Origin of the sequence: Peribacillus sp. NPDC046944, assembly GCF_050272735.1 — a bacterium.
GTDB lineage: Bacteria > Bacillota > Bacilli > Bacillales > DSM-1321 > Peribacillus.
Genome location: NZ_JBNNML010000004.1, coordinates 388,714 through 409,043 on the forward strand (window position 1 = coordinate 388,714; position 20,330 = coordinate 409,043).

18 protein-coding genes are annotated in these 20,330 nt (G+C 40.5%); all 18 read left to right on the forward strand.

Annotated elements, in window-relative coordinates; genetic code table 11:
• The 18 genes from ACQKIC_RS10185 to rbfA all read left to right on the forward strand — a co-directional run bounded on the left by ACQKIC_RS10185 (position 1) and on the right by rbfA (position 20,241).
• Positions 1-636 (forward strand): hypothetical protein, encoded by a 636-nt coding sequence (locus ACQKIC_RS10185; RefSeq protein ID WP_402956340.1) that lies wholly within the window; start codon positions 1-3, stop codon positions 634-636.
• Positions 637-787: 151 nt separating this feature from the next.
• A complete protein-coding gene (gene rpsB / locus ACQKIC_RS10190; protein WP_402868377.1) occupies positions 788-1,501 on the forward strand; it encodes a 30S ribosomal protein S2 in 714 nt (237 codons plus the stop codon).
• A gap of 285 nt (positions 1,502-1,786) precedes the next feature.
• Positions 1,787-2,671: a translation elongation factor Ts gene (gene tsf / locus ACQKIC_RS10195; protein ID WP_402868378.1), complete on the forward strand. Its 885-nt coding sequence runs from the start codon at positions 1,787-1,789 to the stop codon at positions 2,669-2,671.
• Between the two features lie 131 nt (positions 2,672-2,802).
• Positions 2,803-3,519 carry a UMP kinase gene (pyrH, locus tag ACQKIC_RS10200; protein WP_402868380.1) on the forward strand — a complete coding sequence of 239 codons (717 nt, stop codon included), beginning with the start codon at positions 2,803-2,805 and terminating at the stop codon, positions 3,517-3,519.
• Positions 3,520-3,522: 3 nt separating this feature from the next.
• Positions 3,523-4,080, forward strand: a complete 558-nt coding sequence (frr, locus tag ACQKIC_RS10205) for a ribosome recycling factor (RefSeq protein ID WP_402868382.1) — start codon at positions 3,523-3,525, stop codon at positions 4,078-4,080.
• 369 nt (positions 4,081-4,449) lie between these two features.
• Positions 4,450-5,223 carry an isoprenyl transferase gene (locus tag ACQKIC_RS10210; RefSeq protein ID WP_402868383.1) on the forward strand — a complete coding sequence of 258 codons (774 nt, stop codon included), beginning with the start codon at positions 4,450-4,452 and terminating at the stop codon, positions 5,221-5,223.
• A gap of 25 nt (positions 5,224-5,248) precedes the next feature.
• Entirely contained in the window at positions 5,249-6,046 is a 798-nt protein-coding gene (locus ACQKIC_RS10215; RefSeq protein ID WP_427591130.1) for a phosphatidate cytidylyltransferase, read from the forward strand.
• Between the two features lie 41 nt (positions 6,047-6,087).
• Complete coding sequence (gene dxr, locus ACQKIC_RS10220; protein WP_427591131.1) at positions 6,088-7,248, forward strand: 1-deoxy-D-xylulose-5-phosphate reductoisomerase; 1,161 nt, start codon at positions 6,088-6,090, stop codon at positions 7,246-7,248.
• Positions 7,249-7,255: 7 nt separating this feature from the next.
• Complete coding sequence (gene rseP / locus ACQKIC_RS10225; protein ID WP_402868389.1) at positions 7,256-8,524, forward strand: RIP metalloprotease RseP; 1,269 nt, start codon at positions 7,256-7,258, stop codon at positions 8,522-8,524.
• A gap of 244 nt (positions 8,525-8,768) precedes the next feature.
• Positions 8,769-10,469 carry a proline--tRNA ligase gene (locus ACQKIC_RS10230; RefSeq protein ID WP_427591132.1) on the forward strand — a complete coding sequence of 567 codons (1,701 nt, stop codon included), beginning with the start codon at positions 8,769-8,771 and terminating at the stop codon, positions 10,467-10,469.
• A 168-nt stretch (positions 10,470-10,637) separates the two neighbouring features.
• Positions 10,638-14,957, forward strand: a complete 4,320-nt coding sequence (locus ACQKIC_RS10235) for a PolC-type DNA polymerase III (protein WP_427591133.1) — start codon at positions 10,638-10,640, stop codon at positions 14,955-14,957.
• Between the two features lie 193 nt (positions 14,958-15,150).
• Positions 15,151-15,624 (forward strand): ribosome maturation factor RimP, encoded by a 474-nt coding sequence (rimP, locus tag ACQKIC_RS10240; protein WP_402868394.1) that lies wholly within the window; start codon positions 15,151-15,153, stop codon positions 15,622-15,624.
• A gap of 40 nt (positions 15,625-15,664) precedes the next feature.
• Positions 15,665-16,795, forward strand: a complete 1,131-nt coding sequence (gene nusA, locus ACQKIC_RS10245; protein WP_402868396.1) for a transcription termination factor NusA — start codon at positions 15,665-15,667, stop codon at positions 16,793-16,795.
• 17 nt (positions 16,796-16,812) lie between these two features.
• Complete coding sequence (gene rnpM / locus ACQKIC_RS10250) at positions 16,813-17,088, forward strand: RNase P modulator RnpM (RefSeq protein ID WP_402868398.1); 276 nt, start codon at positions 16,813-16,815, stop codon at positions 17,086-17,088.
• 4 nt (positions 17,089-17,092) lie between these two features.
• Entirely contained in the window at positions 17,093-17,398 is a 306-nt protein-coding gene (locus tag ACQKIC_RS10255; RefSeq protein WP_402868399.1) for a YlxQ family RNA-binding protein, read from the forward strand.
• A gap of 19 nt (positions 17,399-17,417) precedes the next feature.
• Complete coding sequence (infB, locus tag ACQKIC_RS10260; protein WP_402868401.1) at positions 17,418-19,577, forward strand: translation initiation factor IF-2; 2,160 nt, start codon at positions 17,418-17,420, stop codon at positions 19,575-19,577.
• Positions 19,574-19,855 carry a DUF503 domain-containing protein gene (locus ACQKIC_RS10265; protein WP_402987947.1) on the forward strand — a complete coding sequence of 94 codons (282 nt, stop codon included), beginning with the start codon at positions 19,574-19,576 and terminating at the stop codon, positions 19,853-19,855. Before infB ends, ACQKIC_RS10265 begins: the two co-directional genes overlap by 4 nt.
• Positions 19,856-19,872: 17 nt before the next feature.
• Complete coding sequence (gene rbfA / locus ACQKIC_RS10270) at positions 19,873-20,241, forward strand: 30S ribosome-binding factor RbfA (RefSeq protein ID WP_427591134.1); 369 nt, start codon at positions 19,873-19,875, stop codon at positions 20,239-20,241.
• Positions 20,242-20,330: the final 89 nt, after the last annotated feature.

Sequence of the window (20,330 nt, forward strand, 5' to 3'; positions counted from 1 at the left end):
ATGTCAGTATTTTTTATGTTACTCCTTTTTAGTCTAAATATTTTCACGATTTTCGCCGTTATTCTTTTGTATCTTAGACAAAATCGATTAAGTAAGCTAGAAAAGGAACAAAAAGCCACCATAATTGAAATGGAAGAACTACTAACAGGCTATCTAATGGAAATGAAGGAAGATAACGAAGCCTTGATAAAAGCTTTTACACAAACTGACGTCTTACCTAATGAGAAAAAGATAGAAGAGTCAGTAATAGTAAAAACAAGGCCACCTATAGAAAAGGAAGCAGAACTAGAAAAGGAATCATTCCCTGACTATAAAGAACCAAGTTTTAACGGGAAGAAATTGCAGGCTGCTAATGCTTATATGAACCAGACTGGAATAGAAGAAGAATTCAAGCCAGCCAATGAAGTGAAGGACAAGCTCGAACTTTCGGCGGAGGCCTCCATTTTAACCAAACAAGAGGCACGCGTGGAAAAAGATTTTTCAGCCATGCTACAGGATTCTTTAGAAGAATTATCATTAAATGAACAGGTAGACTATTTAGTGGAGCAAGGTCTTTCAATTGAAGATATCGCCAAAAAATTAAATAGGGGTCAAACGGAAATTGAGCTTTTATTAAAGTTCCGTATGGATAGATAAATAATGCTTGATTGTATCACCTGAGTATGATATATTATGAAATGGTGTTAATACACACGCCCGTGATTCTAGCAGATGGTGCTGTTTATACAGTTTCTGTATGAAAATGATCGGAGCGGAGGAAAAACAAAACCATTTAGGAGGAACTAAAATGTCAGTCATTTCTATGAAACAATTGCTTGAAGCTGGTGTGCATTTCGGACACCAAACACGTCGCTGGAACCCTAAGATGAAGAAATATATCTTCACTGAGCGTAACGGCATCTACATCATCGACCTTCAAAAAACAGTTAAAAAGGTTGAAGAAGCTTATAACTTCGTTAAAGAACTAGCTGCTAACGGTGGAACTGTTCTTTTCGTTGGTACTAAAAAACAAGCTCAAGAATCAGTTAAAGAAGAAGCTATCCGCTCTGGTATGTACTATGTAAACCAACGTTGGTTAGGTGGAACTTTAACAAACTTTGAAACAATCCAAAAACGTATTAATCGTCTTAAAGATATCGAAAAAATGGACGCTAACGGAACTTTCGAAGTGCTTCCTAAAAAAGAAGTAATCCAACTTAAAAAAGAATGGGATCGCTTAGAAAAATTCTTAGGCGGTATTAAAGATATGAAGACTCTTCCAGATGCGATCTTCGTTATCGACCCTCGCAAAGAGCGTATTGCTGTTGCGGAAGCACACAAATTAAACATTCCACTTGTTGGTATCGTTGATACAAACTGTGATCCGGACGAAATCGACGTAGTTATTCCTGCGAATGACGATGCAATCCGTGCTGTTAAATTATTAACAGGTAAAATGGCAGATGCTATCTTAGAAGCTAAACAAGGCGAAGAAACAGCAACTGAAACAACTACTGCTTAATAGTTGACAGAACTGCTTAACTAGTGAGAAAAAAAGGTGATAAGAGGATAATGCCTTTTATCCCTTTTTTTTGCACTAAATAAGCATACATAAATCCCGTGCCTTATCACGGCTGATTTTTTTGAAACTGGAGAGAACCGAGCTTATTTGTCATAACGTTGACCAATAAATATTTTTTGTAAAAATTTGCTGCGATTTGTTGTATTTGTTGTTGAAAACAAGTATTATCTAGCAAAATGGGTAAAGACTGAATAAACCGCACTTAATTTGAGGAGGATTTATATTATGGCAATCACTGCACAATTAGTTAAAGAATTGCGTGAAAAAACTGGCGCTGGCATGATGGACTGCAAAAAAGCACTTGTACAAACTGAAGGAAATATGGATAAAGCGATTGACTTCCTTCGCGAAAAAGGAATTGCAAAAGCTGCCAATAAAGGCGACCGTATCGCTGCTGAAGGGTTAACTTCTATCGTAGTAGACGGAAACCAAGCAGTAATCCTTGAAGTGAACTCAGAAACTGATTTCGTTGCTAAAAACGAAGGTTTCCAAACTCTTGTTAAAGAATTGGCTTCATTCTTATTGGCTAACAAGCCTGAAACTGTAGAAGCTGCTCTTGAGCAAACAATGGAAAACGGTGTGAAAGTTGCTGATCATATCAATGCAGCAGTAGCTAAAATTGGTGAAAAATTAACTCTTCGCCGTTTCCAAGTCGTTACAAAAACAGACAGCGATGCTTTCGGCGCTTACCTACACATGGGTGGACGTATCAGCGTACTTACAGTTCTTGAAGGTACAACTGATGCTGAAGCAGCTAAAGGTGTTTCTATGCACATCGCAGCTCTTAACCCAAAATATGTTTCTCGTGACCAAGTAGACGCTACTGAGCTAGAGCACGAACGTGAAGTTCTTACTCAACAAGCCCTAAACGAAGGCAAGCCAGAAAAAATCGTTGCTAAAATGGTTGAAGGACGTATCAACAAATTCTACGAAGAAATCTGTGTAAACGAACAAGCTTTCGTTAAAAACCCAGATCAAAAAGTAGGACAATTCGTTGAAGCACTAGGCGGAAAAATCCTTTCATTCGTACGTTACGAAGTAGGGGAAGGTCTTGAAAAACGTCAAGAAAACTTTGCTGAAGAAGTAATGAACCAAGTTAAAAAGGACTAATTGATTGTAAGAAAATGGTTAAATAGGGAACACTATAGTGTTCCCTATTTTTTAAAATGTCCTGAATTTTTGATTAATGCAAGAATGAGCATGATGGACGAACAAAAAAGATTACATAGTTGGAGGTTCTCATGGCTAAATATAAACGTGTCGTATTGAAACTCAGTGGTGAAGCATTGGCTGGAGACGAGGGTTTCGGAATTAATCCTGCAGTTATAAAGTCGATTGCAGAACAAGTAAAAGAAGTAGCTGAATTGGATGTAGAAGTAGCTGTGGTTGTCGGTGGCGGAAACATATGGCGCGGGAAAATCGGTAGTGAAATGGGCATGGACCGTGCAAATGCCGATTATATGGGCATGCTCGCTACAGTCATGAATTCATTGGCGTTACAAGATAGCCTCGAGCAGCTTGGGATTGAAACGCGCGTCCAAACGTCAATTGAGATGAGACAAGTGGCAGAACCATATATTAGACGCCGTGCAATTAGACACCTGGAGAAAAAGAGAGTAGTCATTTTTGCAGCAGGAACAGGAAACCCATATTTCTCAACGGATACGACTGCCGCATTACGTGCAGCTGAAATTGAAGCGGATGTCATCTTGATGGCGAAGAACAATGTGGATGGCGTATACAATGCTGATCCTGTTAAAGACAAAAATGCAGTGAAGTACGATGAACTTTCATATCTTGATGTGATAAAAGACGGATTACAAGTCATGGATTCTACTGCGTCCTCGCTATGTATGGACAATGATATTCCATTGATTGTCTTCTCTATTATGGAAAAAGGTAATATTAAGCGCGCTGTATTAGGCGAAACGCTTGGAACTATTGTAAGGGGGAAATAAAAGATGCCGAAACAAGTTATTTCGAATGCGAAAACGAAAATGGAAAAAGCCATTAGCGCTTACACACGTGAATTAGCCAGCATCCGTGCCGGAAGAGCAAATGCCTCATTGCTTGATAGAATCTCAATTGATTATTACGGATCCCAAACACCTATCAATCAAATGGCGGGCATTTCTGTACCAGAAGCAAGACTTTTAGTCATCCAGCCTTATGACAAAACGATTTTGGGCGAGATTGAAAAAGCAATTTTGAAATCGGATTTAGGATTAAATCCTTCTAATGATGGTTCTATAATCAGGATTGCTATTCCTGCGTTAACAGAAGAACGTAGGAAAGAACTTGTCAAGGTCGTTAAGAAAGAAGCCGAAGAAGCAAAAATCGCGGTTCGTAACGTTCGCCGTGATGCTAACGATGAGTTGAAAAAGCTTGAGAAAAATGGCGATATCACAGAAGATGATTTGCGCGGTTATGCAGATGACATTCAAAAGATGACGGATGGCAACATCTCAAAAATCGATGATATTACAAAAGATAAAGAAAAAGAAATTCTAGAAGTCTAATCCCTTCTAAAAGCATTGTATAAAAGGGCCGAATCCATTGTGGTCATGTCTTTGATCTAACATATAGGTGTGTTAAAAAGAGAAAACTGTTATAATAAGGTTTCTCCGATTATGATTACGCCTGAGTTAGTAAGAGCTTGAAAATGATGGAGGAGGTCCTTTTTGCCTTTTCTTCTTGAAAGGATATGCATTATTTATTTCTTGCCAACTTCTAATGAAGATAATATTTTCATAATAATAATATGAGAACAAGTTTTTTTTTGATATTATAATATAGATTCTGTTCTTATTTAGAATCCAAAAAATATACATAGTGCACGTAAATATTGCCTTTGTAGAGATAAGTACAACCTAATGGGGGACTAACATATGTATTCACTATGGAAGCGTTTCGTTAAAAAAGATGCTTCTTCCGATGTAGCAAGTAGGATCCAGCATATTAAGGAGTCTAATGTTCCTCAACATATTGCCATTATTATGGATGGAAACGGCCGATGGGCTAAAAAACGTGCGCTGCCACGTGTGGCAGGCCACCATGAAGGAATGAAAACCGTTCGAAAAATAACAAAGATTTCTAATGAGTTGGGAATAAAAACGTTGACCGTTTATGCGTTCTCCACAGAAAATTGGAAACGTCCGAAAAGTGAAGTCGATTTTTTAATGAAACTTCCACAGGAATTCCTAGGCACCTTTTTGCCAGAGCTTATAGCTGAAAATGTAAGGGTGGAGATGATGGGAGACTTATCGTTAATCCCGTCACATACTCAGAAAGCAGTTAAACAAGCAATGGAGGATACGAAAAATAATAACGGGATGATTTTGAACTTTGCCCTTAATTATGGAAGCCGTGGAGAAATAGTTGCGGCGGTCAACAGCATCATACATGATGTGAAAAATGGTATAATAAAGGAAAATGTTTCTGAGGAAATAGTATCAAGCTACTTAATGACACAACATTTGCTGGATCCGGATTTGTTGATCCGTACAAGCGGCGAAAAAAGGTTAAGCAACTTCATGCTTTGGCAGTCAGCGTATACCGAGCTATGGTTTACGGATGTGTTATGGCCGGACTTTAGTGAAGGTCATTTACTACAGGCTGTCGAGGAGTATCAAAAACGTTCACGCAGGTTCGGTGGCGTTTAATGTAGAAGGCGAGGAAATAGGAATAATGAAACAGAGAATTATTACGGCAGTCATCGCTGCCGCCATCTTCATTCCAATCGTGATGATAGGGAAGCTTCCCTTTTTATTGGTAATCTACCTTCTAGCATCTATCGGGTTGTATGAATTGATGAAAATGAAAAAGATGCGTGTAATCTCCTTTGAGGCGATTCTTTCACATGTTTTACTTTGGATATTATTACTGCCGAATGAATATAGCACGTTTTTAACTGAAAATAATTATGACAAAGTACAGATTTTCTTAATCGGCGTTTTAGTGCTATTGCTTTATACGGTCCTTTCGAAAAATATGTTCACTTTCGATGATGCAGGATTTTTGGTCATTGCGATTCTTTATTTAGGCATCGGCTTTTACTATTTCTTTGAAACACGTGACAATGAATCTCTAGGTCTAGTCTATATCCTTCTTACTTTATTTACGATATGGGCAACCGATTCAGGAGCATACTTCATTGGAAAAGCAATCGGTAAGAGGAAGTTATGGCCTGAAATCAGTCCTAATAAAACAGTCGAGGGATTTTTTGGAGGCGTAGTTTCCGCGTTAGTCGTAGGTGTGCTTTTTTACGTATTTTCATCCCTTGACTATTCGATATGGCAATTGTTGTTGATATCATTAATCATAGCAATCTTCGGCCAACTGGGAGACCTTGTTCAATCGGCTTATAAACGTCATTATGGCGTAAAGGATTCAGGAAAGATCCTACCTGGTCATGGCGGGATTTTAGACAGGCTGGATAGTTTAATATTTATTTTACCAATCTTACATTTATTGCATGTATTATAATTAAAAAGGTAAGGTTATATGGAATTAGGAGATGAACGGATTTGAAGTATATCAGCCTTCTGGGTGCAACAGGTTCGATAGGCAAGCAAACGGCGGATGTGGTCAGGGCCCATCCCGATCAATTTAAGATAGTGGCACTTTCGGCCGGAAAGAATATTGCTTTGGTCAGAACCTATATAAAAGAGTTTGAACCAGAACTAGTTTCCGTACAGACAAAAGAAGATTATGAAGTTTTGAAAAGCGAGTTCTCTAACCGGAAAGATATTGAGTTCATGTATGGCGATGAGGGAATAACGGCAGTGGCTGTGTATAATCAAGCAACAGTCTTAGTGAATGCGGTCATCGGCAGCGTAGGACTTTATCCGACTTTGCAAGCGATTAAAGCCGGTAAGGATATTGCGATTGCCAATAAGGAGACTTTGGTAACAGCGGGCCATTTGGTCATTGATGAAGCGAAAAAAGCCGGGGTAAGGCTGCTTCCGGTCGATAGTGAGCATTCAGCAATTTTTCAAGCACTTCAGGGTGAACAAGAAAAAAATATCGAGCGCTTAGTCATTACTGCCTCTGGTGGAAGTTTCCGTGATCGCACCCGTGAAGAGCTAAAAGGCGTCACGGTAGAAGAGGCTTTAAACCATCCAAACTGGTCTATGGGGGCTAAAATCACCATCGATTCAGCATCCATGATGAACAAGGGATTGGAAGTAATCGAGGCACACTGGTTGTTTGATCTTCCATACGAAAAGATTGACGTGCTTCTCCATAGGGAGAGCATCATCCACTCAATGGTGGAATTTCATGATTCCAGTGTGATGGCACAGTTAGGTACACCTGATATGCGTGTACCCATCCAATATGCCCTTACATATCCAGATCGACTGCCTCTTGTAGGACGGAAGCGTTTGAATTTGGCTGAAGCGGGAAAACTCCACTTTAGTGAAATGGACTTCACTCGATATCCTTGTTTGCAATTCGCTTACAAAGCAGGTAAAATGGGCGGCACGATGACAACGGTGTTGAATGCTGCAAATGAAGCTGCAGTAGCTGCATTTTTATCTGGAAAAGTTTCTTTCCTAGAAATTGAAACCCTGATAGAAAGAGCGCTTAACAAACATTCTGTCATAGCGAGTCCTGACTTAGAAACGATCCAGGAAGTCGATAAAATGACAAGGAAGTTTATAGAATCCTTAGTGAAAGATAGGTGACCAGAACATGCAGACTCTAGAAACGCTTATAGCGTTCATTATCATTTTTGGCGCTCTTGTTTTTTTCCATGAGCTTGGACACTTAGTATTTGCGAAGCGTGCTGGAATTCTATGCCGCGAATTTGCAATCGGATTTGGACCAAAAGTATTCACATATAAAAAGAAGGAAACGGTCTATACAATACGTCTTCTTCCTCTAGGTGGATACGTTCGAATGGCCGGAGAAGATGCGGAAAATATTGAATTGAAACCTGGTTACCGTGTGGGATTGATGTTTGATGAAGAAGAAACCGTCACGAAAATCATCTTGAACAACAAAGACAAATACCCGGATATTCGGCTTGTCGAAGTGGAAGTGATAGATTTAGATCATAAACTGATACTTACGGGATATGAAGAGGGAGAAGAAGACACGTTAAAAACGTTTTCGATCCATAAGGAAGCCGTAATCGTTGAAAATGGGGTCGAGAACCAAATTGCCCCTTATGATCGCCAGTTTGCATCTAAATCTCTTGGACACCGCTTTTTAACGATCTTAGCGGGCCCAGCAATGAACTTTGTTCTAGCTTTTGTTATTTTTACATTGATTGGTTTATTTCAAGGCGTCGTGGTGGACGAAGCCAAACTGGGTGAATTAACTAAGGACGGTGCAGCCGTTACTTCTGGACTTAAATCAGGGGATGCCATTCAATCGATTGAAGGTACGGAAGTCACAACCTGGGAAGATGTACAGGCGAGTATCCAAAAAAGTCCCGGTAAAGAAATCGAATTCGTTGTATATAGGGACGGTAAAACGTTAGAAGTTCCAGTTACTCCTCAGGAAGTCGAGAGGGAAGGTCAGAAAATTGGAATCATCGGGGTATACCCGCCCGTTGAAAAAGCTCCACTAAAAGCCATTCAATATGGTGCGACGGAGACGTATTTTTGGACGAAACAGATTTTCATCATTCTGGGTGACCTAGTAACGGGTGGCTTTACGATTGACAGTCTATCTGGTCCAGTAGGTATATATAAATCAACTGAGGAAGTCGCAAAACAGGGCTTGTTCACGTTGATGAAATGGGCTGGGTTGCTCAGCATAAATTTAGGAATCATGAATCTTTTACCGTTACCTGCTTTGGACGGCGGACGATTATTATTCTTCGTGGTTGAGTTCTTAAGAGGAAAACCAATTGATCGCCAAAAAGAAGGAATGGTGCATTTCATCGGATTTGCTTTGCTGATGTTGTTAATGATCGTCGTGACATGGAATGACATCCAGAGATTCTTCCTATAAGCTGATATGAATGAAACCAAACAAGCCAGCAGAACTATCTGTTGGCTGTTTGAATCTACTTGTAACTTTTTGAAGAGTTTGGGCAAAATAGTTTGTTTTATCGGGAATTCGTAAGTATAATCGAAAAAGAGCGAATGAAATCAACTTAATTTAAATCAATCAGACAATAATAATGTAATTTTGTATTACATGACCCGTAAATTTCCGTATGGAAGTTTAAAGGAAATATTGAAGAGGTGTAGATATGAAACAAAGTATGACGTTAATCCCTACATTGAGGGAAGTCCCTGCAGATGCAGAAATTAAAAGCCACCAGCTTTTGTTGCGAGCAGGATTCATGAGACAGAATTCAAGTGGTGTTTACAGTTTTATGCCGCTTGGTAATAAAGTGCTTCAAAAGGTTGAAGCAATTGTTCGGGAAGAAATGGACAGTGCAGGTGCCGTAGAATTATTGATGCCAGCCCTTCAACAAGCGGAATTTTGGCAGGAATCCGGTCGTTGGTATACATATGGACCCGAATTAATGCGATTAAAAGACCGTAACAACCGTGAATTTGCCCTTGGAGCTACACATGAAGAGGTCGTTACAAGCTTGGTCCGTGACGAAGTGAAGTCATACAAGCGTTTGCCATTGACGGTTTATCAAATCCAAACGAAGTTCCGTGATGAAAAAAGACCTCGTTTTGGTTTATTGCGCGGACGCGAATTCATCATGAAGGATGCTTACTCATTCCATGCAAATCAAGAAAGTCTTGATGCTGTATATGAAAAACTTTATGCGGCCTATTCAAATGTATTTAGCCGTTGTGGCCTTGATTTTCGTGCAGTCATCGCCGATTCAGGAGCGATGGGTGGAAAGGATACACATGAATTCATGGTGCTTTCTGAAATTGGAGAAGACACGATTGCCTATTCAGATACATCCGATTATGCGGCGAATATTGAAATGGCGCCTGTAGCGGTAAAATATGAAAAAGATTCCGAAGAGCAGGGAACACTTGATAAAGTTCATACTCCTGGACAAAAATCAATTGATGATGTAGCTTCATTTTTAAAAACCGATGCTTCAAAATTGATCAAGTCCTTGTTATTTAAAGTGGATGAAAAATATGTACTCGTCTTGGTACGAGGAGATCATGAAGTGAATGATATCAAAGTAAAAAACTTCTACAATGCTGAAGTCGTGGAGTTAGTGGACCCTAACGAAACGAAAGAAGTCTTAGGTTGTGCGGTAGGTTCTCTTGGACCAATCAATATTGTCTCAAGCGTAGAAGTCATCGCCGATTTGGCCATTGAAGCAATGGTTAATGGAGTATGCGGCGCTAATGAGGAAGATTATCATTTTGTGAATGTAAACCCTGACCGTGATTTTAAGGTGGAAAGTTTTATCGATCTTCGTTTTATCCAAGAGGGAGATCCATCACCGGATGGCAACGGAATAATCAAGTTTGCTAAAGGAATTGAAGTCGGTCACGTATTCAAGCTTGGGACTAAATATTCCGAAGCGATGAACGCGACGTTCCTAGATGAAAACGGCCGTTCGCAACCGATGATCATGGGTTGTTACGGTATTGGTGTATCTCGTACACTTGCAGCTGTCGCTGAGCAATTCAATGATGAGAAAGGTTTAGTATGGCCGGTGAATTTGGCTCCGTTCCAGGTCCATTTGATTCCGGTTAATATGAAGGATCAATCTCAAGCTGAACTTGCAGAAAAACTATATGCTGAACTTAAAAAACAAGGCATGGATGTCTTGATGGATGACCGTCATGAACGTGCCGGAGTGAAATTTGCCGATTCTGACTTGATTGGACTTCCTGTCCGCGTAACGGTCGGTAAAAAAGCTTCCGAAGGCATCGTGGAAGTGAAGATCCGTAAAACAGGTGAAGTGCTTGAACTGGAAACATCGGAACTTGCACAGAAGTTACATGAATTATTGGGATAAAGCAGTAAAATCATAGCTTGATTTGGCATCATTCATTTGGATGATGCCTTTCCTTTTCCCTATAATTAGATGTCCGTGAACTGCATCTAGTATGTTATAATAACCACTGTTATTAGAATGAAACTGATGAATAATATCTTTAGATAGTAGATAAAGGGGAGAGAGGAAATGGATCAAAATCCAAACAGCGGTAGAGAGAGATTTCAACTCTTGCTCCAGCAATTGGGCTTGACTGAGGATGCCTTTGTGAATTTTTTCATCGGTGCCGAAATTGATAAACTTTCCATAGAGAGAGAGTCCCAAAAATGGCATTTTGCCTTTAATATACCTGCGTTAATTCCATGCAGTGTTCATACAAGATTTTCAAATCATTTAACTAGTACTTTTGCCCATATTGCCAAGGTTACATTCACCATGAATGTTGCCAATCCGATAGTGACGGAGGAATTGGTCAAAGAATACTGGAAAAATTGCATAAGTGAGCTACAAGGCATTTCGCCAGCACTTTTATCACTCTTAAATGAGCAAGAACCCAAAGTGATAGGGTATAAGCTCGTGGTCAATGCACGTAATGGTGCGGAAGCTGGACAGTTAAAACAGAAATACTCCGGTCTCATTTCGAATATTTATCAAACGTATGGTTTCCCTCCATTAACTCTTGAAGCAGAAGTGAACGAAAATGTTTCGGAAACTGATTACAAGAAGTTTTTAGCAGAGAAGCAAAAGGAAGATGAGGAAAAGGGACTTGCCGCGTTACTAGAGATGCAGAAGAAAGAATCGGAAAAAGGAGACGAGGGTGTTTACGAAGGCCCGGTTAAAATCGGGTACACCATTAAAGAAGATGCCGATTTCCGTAGCATAGAGCAAATTATTGATGAAGAGCGCAGGATAGCGATTGAAGGTTTCGTGTTTGACGCGGAAGTCCGTGAGCTCCGGAGCGGACGTAGTCTATTGACGTTTAAAGTTACGGATTATACAAGCTCTATTTTAGTTAAAATGTTTTCACGTGACAAAGAGGATGCTGCCATCCTAGCCCGTGTTAAAAAAGGAATGTGGGTACGTGCCCAAGGTAGCATTCAAAATGATACGTTTGTTCGCGATCTAGTTATGATTGCAAACGATATTAATGAGATTTCTAAGCAGGGACGGCAGGATAAGGCTCCTGAGGGTGAAAAACGCGTCGAACTTCATATGCACACACCGATGAGCCAAATGGATGCAGTGACGCCGACATCCGCTCTTGTTGCCCAAGCCGCGAAGTGGGGTCATAAGGCCGTAGCCATCACCGATCATGCAGGGGCTCAATCTTTCCCAGAGGCCTACGGCGCCGGCCAAAAACATGACATCAAGATTTTGTATGGTGTCGAAGTGAATCTCGTGAACGACGGTGTGCCAATTGCCTATAATGAAGCACATATACCGCTTTCCGATGCCACCTATATCGTTTTCGATGTCGAGACGACTGGTTTGTCTGCCGTATATGATACGATCATTGAATTAGCAGCCGTGAAAATTCATGATGGAGACATCATTGATAAATTTGAATCATTCGCTAACCCACATCGACCGTTATCCAATACGATCATCGACTTGACTCATATCACAGATGATATGTTGGTGGATGCACCGGAAGTTTCAGACGTATTGGAAAAGTTCAAGGAATGGGCGGGAGATGCCATCCTTGTTGCGCATAATGCAAGTTTTGATATGGGCTTTTTGAACATGGGCTACAAAAATATTGGGTATCCAAAAGCAACCAATCCCGTATTGGATACGCTGGAATTAGGGAGATTTTTATATCCCGAGTTCAAAAATCACCGGTTGAACACATTGTGTAAAAAGCTCGATATTGATTTGACTCAACATCATAGGGCCATATACGATGCTGAGGCTACGGGGTACCTGATGTTGAAGATGTTGAAGGAAACGATAGCGAGAGGCATTACCCATCATGATCAATTAAATGACAATATGGGAAACGGAAATGCATATCAGCGTTCTCGACCATCTCATTGTACTTTGATTGCACAAACACAGGAAGGCTTGAAAAATCTCTTTAAATTGATTTCATTATCCCATATTAATTATTTTTACAGAGTTCCGCGGATTCCGCGTTCTCAACTAAAAAAATATCGTGAAGGAATTCTCGTTGGTTCTGGATGTGATAAAGGGGAAGTCTTCGAAGGGATGATGCAAAAGGGTTTTGAGGATGTTGTCGAAATAGCCGAGTTTTATGATTATCTTGAAATCCATCCAAAGGATGTTTATCAACATTTGATAGAGCTTGAATTTGTCCGTGATGAAAAGTCGTTAGAGACGATTATTTCAAACATTGTCAAGCTCGGAGAAAAGCTTAATAAACCTGTTGTAGCGACAGGAAATGTGCATTATTTGGACCCGAATGACAAGATATACCGTAAAATCCTTGTGAATTCACAAGGTGGGGCGAATATGCTGAATCGACATAAGCTACCAGATGTCCATTTCCGTACAACGGATGAGATGTTAAGGGATTTTTCCTTCCTTGGTGCCGAGAAGGCAAAAGAAGTCGTAGTCACAAATACGAATAAAATTGCAGATATGATAGAAAACATCAAGCCAATCAAGGACGATCTATATACACCTAAAATCGAGGGTGCAGAAGAAGAAATGCGTGCAATGAGTTATGGAATGGCTAGAAAGATATATGGAGAGAATCTACCGGAAATCGTTGAGGCCCGTCTTGAAAAGGAACTAAAAAGTATTATCGGCCATGGATTCGCCGTTATCTATTTAATTTCTCATAAACTGGTTAAAAAATCATTGAATGATGGCTATCTCGTTGGTTCCCGGGGTTCGGTCGGATCGTCATTCGTTGCGACGATGACAGAAATTACGGAAGTGAACCCGCTGCCGCCACATTATGTGTGCCCAGTATGTAAGAAATCGGAATTCTTTAATGATGGGTCAGTAGGCTCAGGGTTTGACTTGCCTGATAAAGATTGCCCGGATTGTGGCATTGCCTATACGAAAGACGGTCATGATATTCCATTTGAAACGTTCCTTGGATTTAAAGGGGATAAGGTCCCCGATATTGACTTGAACTTCTCTGGTGAATATCAGCCGAAAGCCCATGATTATACGAAGGTCCTATTTGGAGAAGATTATGTTTATCGTGCCGGTACAATCGGTACGGTGGCTGAAAAGACGGCATACGGATATGTTAAAGGCTATTCAGCCGACAATAATATCCACATGCGTGGTGCAGAAACAGATCGACTTGTCGCGGGATGTACGGGTGTTAAACGGACAACTGGACAGCATCCAGGGGGAATCATCGTTGTCCCGGATTACATGGATATCTATGATTTCTCACCGATACAGTTCCCTGCGGATGACAGAAACTCAGAGTGGAAAACGACTCACTTTGATTTCCACTCCATTCACGATAATATTTTGAAACTGGATATACTTGGTCATGATGATCCGACGGTGATCAGGATGCTTCAGGATTTAAGTGGTATTGACCCAAAAACGATTCCTACAGATGATCCAGAGGTAATGAAGATATTCAGCAGCACGGAATCGTTAGGTGTGACCGAAGATCAAATCATGTGTAAAACCGGGACACTTGGCATACCTGAATTTGGAACGCGTTTTGTTAGACAAATGCTTGAGGACACTAAACCTACGACATTTTCCGAGCTTGTCCAGATTTCTGGTTTATCCCATGGTACCGATGTATGGCTGAGCAATGCACAAGAACTGATTCATAATAAAATCTGTACACTTAGCGAAGTAATCGGTTGCCGGGATGATATTATGGTTTATCTCATTTATCAGGGACTGGATCCTTCCCTTGCTTTTAAAATCATGGAATCCGTACGTAAAGGGAAAGGCTTGTCTGAGGAATTCGAAGAGGAAATGCGTAAGAATCAAGTGCCGGAATGGTATATAGATTCCTGTAAGAAGATTAAATATATGTTCCCGAAAGCACATGCTGCCGCATATGTGTTGATGGCGGTTCGGATTGCCTATTTCAAAGTGCATTTGCCATTATTGTATTATGCAGCATATTTCACGGTTCGTGCCGATGACTTCGAAATAGATGCCATGACACGTGGGTCACAAGCAATCAAGACCAAGATGGATGAAATAAATGTAAAAGGGTTGGATGCTTCCACGAAAGAGAAAAACACACTGACGGTACTTGAGCTAGCTTTGGAAATGTGTGAGCGTGGATACTCTTTCGCCAAGGTAGACTTGTATAAATCGAGTGCAGACCAATTCATCATTGAGGGTAACACGTTAATTCCACCTTTCAATTCGATTCCAGGTCTTGGTACGAATGCGGCGATCAATATTGTCAATGCGCGCAAAAACGGAGAGTTTCTCTCCAAGGAAGATTTGCAGCAACGTGGGAAAGTATCCAAGACAATTCTTGAATACCTTGATAAACAAGGCTGTCTCGAGGCTCTTCCAGAACAAAATCAGCTTTCCTTATTTTAAGTGTGGAACTGTCTATGAAAAGGAAGAAACAGACATGATATTTGCAAAAATATCTTGATTATGGTATATTTTTATTGGAAATACTAAGAGGAACCAATGGCAAGAGTGGGGAAACCCACTCTTTCGTGTTGTATTGACCATTTAATTTTGAATCCGAAACCAAGCGCACACAACGCACGTATGGAGGAAACAAATGAGTAAAAAGGTAACGGAAGTTGTAGAAGAATTAGCTCTACCAATTCTTGAAGAATTGCAGCTTGAATTAGTTGAAGTGGAGTATGTGAAGGAAGGCAAGAACTGGTTCCTTCGAGTGTACATTGATAAAGAGACAGGCGTAGATCTTGAAGATTGCGGGAAAACGAGTGAAAAGCTCAGTGAAAAGCTTGATGAAGTCGATCCAATTCCACAAATTTATTTTCTCGAAGTTTCATCTCCCGGAGCGGAAAGGCCTCTAAAAAAAGAGAAGGATTTCCTTAATGCTATCGGTAAAAATGTTTACATAAAAACATACGAGCCCATTTTAAATGAAAAAGAATTCGAAGGAATCATGACCAATTATGATGGGAATGAAGTGACGCTTGAAATCAAAATCAAGACTAGAAAGAAAATAGTCGTCATTCCATTTGAAAAAGTGGCGAAAGCAAGACTTGCCATTACCTTCTCTTAATCAAGCAATTATTAATTAAATATCCGTAAGGGGGATCACCATGAGCAATGAGTTATTGGATGCTCTCTATATTTTAGAACATGATAAAGGAATTTCGAGAGAAGTTTTGATCGACGCGATTGAGGCTGCACTTATATCGGCATATCGCCGTAACTTTAACCAAGCACAAAATGTACGTATCGACTTGAATTTAGGCAAAGGCACCATGCGAGTATTTGCCAGAAAAGATGTAGTCGAGGAAGTATTCGATTCACGTCTGGAAATTTCCGTTGAAGAAGCAAGAGCAATAGATCCAAACTACCAGTTGGAAGATATTGTGGAAATGGAAGTTACGCCTAAGGATTTCGGCCGTATTGCTGCACAAACAGCCAAGCAGGTCGTAACACAAAGAGTGCGTGAAGCTGAACGTGGTATCATTTACGCAGAATTCATAGACCGTGAAGAGGATATCATGACAGGTATCGTGCAACGCCAGGATTCACGTTTCATCTATGTGAGTTTGGGGAAAATTGAAGCATTGCTTCCTGTCAATGAACAGATGCCAAATGAACAGTATAAACCTCACGACCGCATCAAGGTTTTCATTACAAAAGTTGAAAAGACTTCGAAAGGGCCACAAATTTTTGTATCCCGTTCTCATCCAGGTCTTTTAAAACGTTTGTTTGAGATAGAAGTGCCTGAGATTTTTGATGGAACTGTAGAAATCAAATCAGTTGCCAGAGAAGCAGGCGACCGCTCAAAAATTTCTGTACACTCAGATAATGAGGAAGTCGATCCAGTTGGTTCATGTGTTGGCCAAAAAGGACAGCGTGTCCAGGCTATCGTCAATGAATTAAAAGGTGAGAAGATCGATATCGTTAAATGGTCAGAAAATCCTGTTATCTTTGTTGCGAATGCTTTAAGTCCTTCAAAAGTGCTTGAAGTAATCGTTAAAGAAGAAGACAAAGCGACGACGGTCATTGTTCCTGACTACCAACTTTCACTAGCAATTGGTAAGCGTGGACAAAACGCACGCTTAGCAGCCAAACTGACTGGCTGGAAAATTGATATCAAGAGTGAAACGGAAGCCCGCGAAGCTGGTATTTACCCTGTTGAAGAACAGGAGTTCTTATTAAGCCGGGATAGTTATGTGAATGAAGAGGATGAAGAATTCGAAGAGGATAACGAGTAAGGTAGAGGTGAAAATAGATGAATAGCCGAAAAAAAATCCCGATGCGTAAATGTGTTGCCACTGGCGTTATGAAGCCAAAGAAAGAACTCATTCGTATCGTTCGATCTAAAGAAGGGGAAGTCAGCCTTGATCCGACCGGAAAAAAATCGGGAAGGGGAGCTTATTTGACCCTTGATCGGAATATTATCGAGCTGGCAAAAAAGAAAAATGTGCTGGCAAATCACCTTAGTACTCAAATTGATTCTTCCCTTTATGAACAATTGCTTGAATTAGTGGATAAGGAGCAAGACTAACACCATGACCCAACAACAACAATGGATGTCTCTATTAGGTTTGGCCAATCGAGCACGCAAGCTAATTTCGGGTGAAGAATTAGTGGTTAAAGAGATTAGAAGCGGTAATGCCAAAGTTGTTATTTTAGCCGCGGACGCTTCAAAAAACACTGAGAAAAAAATCTCTGATAAGTGCGCATTTTATCAGGTTCCTTTAAAAAGAGTCGAAGACAGATCTATGCTCGGCCATGCTATTGGCAAAGATGCTAGAGTTGCCGTCGCAGTTCTTGATGAAGGTTTTGCACAAAAACTCCGAATGCTGCTCGATTAAATTTACCGGGGGTGAACGTATGACAAAATTGCGTGTATATGAATATGCAAAACAGAAAAACGTTTCAAGTAAAGACGTAATAAATAAACTTAAAGAAATGAATATAGAGGTAACAAACCATATGACAGCATTAGACGATTCAACTGTAAACAAATTAAACGATTCTCTTAAACCAAAAAGCGAAGAACCAACCCAAGCAGCTGCTGAACCAAAAGCAAATGCAACGGTTGCGAAATACGAAGCTGAAGCAGATGAGAAAAGCACGATCAATAAAGAAAAGCTAAAGAAAAAGCCACCAGTTAAACCGTTGGGCACTAAAAAACCATCAGGACAGTTTAGCAGGGGAAGAAATAACCGTAATAAGAATAACAAACAAAGACAATCGGCGCCGCAGGCACCAGTTACAAAACGTAAGGAAAGAGAACTTCCAGAAAAAATTACGTTTTATGAGTCTTTGACTGTCATGGAACTTGGTAAGAAACTTCACCGTGAACCTTCTGAAATCATTAAGAAGCTTTTCATGCTTGGAGTCATGGCTACAATCAACCAAACGTTGGATAAAGATGCTATCGAATTAATCTGTACTGAGTACGGAGTATTGGCTGAAGAAGAGATTCGTGTTGACTTGACAGATCTTGAGTCATTAGTGACTGAAGATGCTTCTGAAGATTTAATCGAACGTCCAGCAGTCGTAACTATCATGGGTCACGTCGATCATGGTAAAACGACATTGCTTGATTCTATTCGCCATACGAAAGTAACAGAAGGCGAAGCGGGCGGAATCACTCAACATATCGGTGCTTACCAAGTCAAAGTCAATGACAAGAAAATCACATTCCTTGATACACCAGGACATGCTGCGTTTACAACAATGCGTGCTCGTGGAGCTTTAATCACGGATATTACGATTCTTGTTGTAGCAGCGGATGACGGTGTAATGCCGCAAACAATTGAAGCGATTAACCATGCTAAAGCAGCGGATGTTCCAATCATTGTTGCTGTTAATAAAATGGATAAAGAAGCAGCTAATCCTGACCGCGTCATGCAAGAATTAACAGAGCATGGTTTAGTTTCTGAAGCATGGGGTGGAGATACGATCTTCGTACCTATTTCTGCCAAAACGGGTGAAGGAATTGATAACTTGCTGGAAATGATTCTACTAGTTAGTGAAGTAGAAGAATATAAAGCCAATCCAACCCGTAAAGCGAACGGAACGGTTATAGAAGCACGTTTGGATAAAGGCCGTGGCTCTGTGGCGACGTTACTAGTCCAAAACGGTACTTTGAAAGTCGGAGACCCAATCGTTATCGGTAACACTTTCGGCCGTGTACGTGCCATGGTCAGTGATCTTGGACGCCGTGTTAAGGATGCAGGTCCATCAACACCGGTTGAAATCACTGGATTGAATGAAGTTCCACAAGCAGGCGACCGTTTCATCGTCTTTGAAGATGAGAAAACAGCCCGCCAAGTTGGGGAAGTACGTGCACAGAGACAACTTGCTTCACAACGTAATGAAAAATCACGTGTAACGCTTGATACATTGTTTGAACAAATGAAAGAAGGGGAAATTAAGGAATTGAACATCATCTTAAAAGCGGATGTTCAAGGTTCTGCTGAAGCAGTAGCCGCTTCCCTGAATAAAATAGAAGTAGAAGGCGCTAAAGTAAAAATCATTCATATCGGCGTCGGTGCTATCACAGAGTCTGATATCATCCTTGCTACCGCTTCTAATGCAATCGTAATTGGTTTTAATGTTCGTCCCGATGCGAATGCGAAGCGTGCCGCTGAATCAGAACAAGTTGATGTTCGCCTTCACCGTATCATATACAAAGCAATTGAAGAGATTGAATCGGCTATGAAAGGGATGCTTGATCCTGAGTTCGAAGAAAAAATCATTGGTCAAGCTGAAGTTCGTACAACTTTCAAAGTATCTAAAGTTGGTACAATTGCTGGTTCATATGTTACCGAAGGAAAACTTACGCGTGACAGCGGAATTCGCTTAATTCGTGAAGGTGTTGTCATTTACGAAGGTGAAATTGACGCATTGAAACGATTTAAAGATGACGTTAAAGAAGTGGCAACAAATTATGAATGTGGTATTACCATTAAAAATTACAATGACCTTAAAGAGGGCGATGTAATTGAGGCTTATATAATGGAAGAGATCGAGCGTAAATGATCGTTGGATCCGTCCAATGTGAGTGCATGATCTATGACACCCATTCTTTGAAAGAAAAACGAGCTGTGTTGCAACGTGTCATGACACGGCTTAAGCAGAAGCTTAATGTCTCGGTAGCGGAAACGGATTTCCAGGATCTTTGGCAGCGTACTAAGATTTCTATCGTAACTGTTTCTTCCTCAAGGAAAGCTACTGAGAGGGAACTTCAAAATGCCCTTAAATTTCTAGATTCATTTCCGGAAATTGAGCGCACAATAACAGATATAGACTGGCTATAAGCTAGCGAGGTGATATTATGAGCCTTCGAGCAAATCGTGTGGGCGAACAAATGAAAAAAGAGCTGAGTGAAATCATCGGCCGCAAAATTAAAGATCCAAGAATCGGATTCGTCACAGTAACGGATGTTGAAGTGACAGGCGATTTACAACAAGCAACAATTTATATCTCTGTCTTGGGAGACCAGGAGCAACGGGAAAAAACTTTGCAGGGTCTTGAAAAGGCAAAAGGATTCATGCGTTCAGAAATTGGGCAAAGAATTCGCTTGCGTAAAACTCCGGAGTTGTTTTTTGAATTTGATGAATCCGTCGATTATGGTAACCGTATCGAATCATTAATTTCTCAAATCAAAAAAGAGGAAAAACCTTCAGTAAAAGACGAAGAATAAGCAAGCAGTAAATGGAGGCTGACTCAATAAGTGCTTTGCACTTCTTGGCTCGGCCTCTTTTTTTTGAAATGACAAGATTAATGAGGTGA

Coding starts and splice junctions, on each gene's coding strand:
- nusA (WP_402868396.1), top strand. CDS start 15,665: ATGAGCAATGAGTTATTGGATGCTCTCTATATTTTAGAACATGATAAA.
- rnpM (WP_402868398.1), top strand. CDS start 16,813: ATGAATAGCCGAAAAAAAATCCCGATGCGTAAATGTGTTGCCACTGGC.
- rimP (WP_402868394.1), top strand. CDS start 15,151: ATGAGTAAAAAGGTAACGGAAGTTGTAGAAGAATTAGCTCTACCAATT.
- tsf (WP_402868378.1), top strand. CDS start 1,787: ATGGCAATCACTGCACAATTAGTTAAAGAATTGCGTGAAAAAACTGGC.
- rpsB (WP_402868377.1), top strand. CDS start 788: ATGTCAGTCATTTCTATGAAACAATTGCTTGAAGCTGGTGTGCATTTC.
- ACQKIC_RS10265 (WP_402987947.1), top strand. CDS start 19,574: ATGATCGTTGGATCCGTCCAATGTGAGTGCATGATCTATGACACCCAT.
- ACQKIC_RS10255 (WP_402868399.1), top strand. CDS start 17,093: ATGACCCAACAACAACAATGGATGTCTCTATTAGGTTTGGCCAATCGA.
- ACQKIC_RS10185 (WP_402956340.1), top strand. CDS start 1: ATGTCAGTATTTTTTATGTTACTCCTTTTTAGTCTAAATATTTTCACG.
- infB (WP_402868401.1), top strand. CDS start 17,418: ATGACAAAATTGCGTGTATATGAATATGCAAAACAGAAAAACGTTTCA.
- ACQKIC_RS10210 (WP_402868383.1), top strand. CDS start 4,450: ATGTATTCACTATGGAAGCGTTTCGTTAAAAAAGATGCTTCTTCCGAT.
- pyrH (WP_402868380.1), top strand. CDS start 2,803: ATGGCTAAATATAAACGTGTCGTATTGAAACTCAGTGGTGAAGCATTG.
- rbfA (WP_427591134.1), top strand. CDS start 19,873: ATGAGCCTTCGAGCAAATCGTGTGGGCGAACAAATGAAAAAAGAGCTG.
- ACQKIC_RS10230 (WP_427591132.1), top strand. CDS start 8,769: ATGAAACAAAGTATGACGTTAATCCCTACATTGAGGGAAGTCCCTGCA.
- ACQKIC_RS10235 (WP_427591133.1), top strand. CDS start 10,638: ATGGATCAAAATCCAAACAGCGGTAGAGAGAGATTTCAACTCTTGCTC.
- frr (WP_402868382.1), top strand. CDS start 3,523: ATGCCGAAACAAGTTATTTCGAATGCGAAAACGAAAATGGAAAAAGCC.
- rseP (WP_402868389.1), top strand. CDS start 7,256: ATGCAGACTCTAGAAACGCTTATAGCGTTCATTATCATTTTTGGCGCT.
- ACQKIC_RS10215 (WP_427591130.1), top strand. CDS start 5,249: ATGAAACAGAGAATTATTACGGCAGTCATCGCTGCCGCCATCTTCATT.